Annotated in this window: 1 protein-coding gene; it reads right to left on the bottom strand. The window is 48.9% G+C overall.

Annotated elements, in window-relative coordinates; all coding sequences use genetic code 11:
• Window positions 1-256 precede the first annotated feature (256 nt).
• On the bottom strand, window positions 257-1,293 hold a 1,037-nt coding region (locus tag PX481_RS10380), incomplete at its 5' end, for a DUF4335 domain-containing protein (protein WP_288094550.1).

Raw genomic sequence — 1,293 nt, 5'->3', positions numbered from 1 at the left:
TTTTCCCCCGATCCCCGCAATGGCTGGCACTTTTTGAGGGGAAAAAAGTCCAAAAGTCTTATCCAACAAGGTTTTTAGATTTATTCAGCAGACCCTAATTAAGTAGGTAGGCGTTAAAAATTATCAGATGCCCCCCTTATTAAGGGGGATCCCCCCGCCTATCGGCACCCCCCTTATCAAGGGGGGCAGGGGGGATCGAACCTAAAATCAATTTTTAATTTAATTATAACCAGCTACTTAAATGCAGTACAGCCTATTACTGTTCCATAAAGGTCCGCACCGTACCATCAGAACCAAGAACCAGACGCAATTGGGGATTACCAGAGATATCGAGGGGAGAAACAAAAGGTTGATTAAGCAGGGGCATATTAGTGCGATCGAGATAGATTTTCGCCGCCTGTCCCAGGGGAATAATCTGTTTTAGGGAACCATCCTGATTTAAGACCAAACGGTACTCTAGAGTATGCTTGAGACTTTCCGGCGGTTGCCAACGGGATTGAAAATATTCTCTGGTTTCTGCCACTTGGGGAATTGTATCTAGTAAGTTCGTCTCTGGGGCTTTAGCGGTGCTTGTGGGCGGTTTGGGGTCTAAATTGGCATTGTCGGGGTTAATAGGGCTTATAGGCGGTAAATTGGGCAATTTTGGCGGTGCTGGACTCGGATTCATCGTGGTGGGGGGAACATTTGTCAGTGCATTTGTACCCTGAGTGCTGGTGACGGGGGGGGCAGTAATCGGGATGTTCTGATTATTCGGTTCAATTATGATCGCCGTGCCGCCGGGACGCGAACCTGTGACTGGTGGCGGCGGTAAAGTGGACGGCGGAATCACTAGAGGGACGCTAGAGGGACGAACTGGGGCTGGAACGGTTGCCACGGGTGGCGGTGGCGGTAAAGGGGTTTTATTGCCCAAATTTGCCGGTAACTGCGGGTTTGGGGCGGCCGTTCCCGTGGGGGGTAAAGGCAGCGTTGGCAAGGGTTGGGGAATCTTGGCACTATTGGGATCAGTGGTTAAATCATTGTTGGCCAATTCTTGCTGTTGATAAAATGCGATCGCTATTCCCCCGATAGTTATTAGGGCTGAGGCGATTAATCCCGTCCACATCAGGGCATTTTTTCGAGTTTTCTGGCGAATTAATGGGGGTATTAGGGGGCTTTCATGGTTATATTCCCCTAAAGCATTGGCTAGATCGAATAATTGCGATGTGGTTAATTCGATCTCCTGTTTATCCTGATCGGTTAGCAGGGAACCTAAAAATAATTGATGCTGGAGAAGTCCCTGACAACGGAGAGAAG

It is taken from the genome of Microcystis sp. M53603_WE2, from assembly GCF_030065435.1.
The sequence above is the reverse complement of the archived record's forward strand: the minus strand, read 5'-3'. Positions and strand labels throughout refer to the sequence as shown.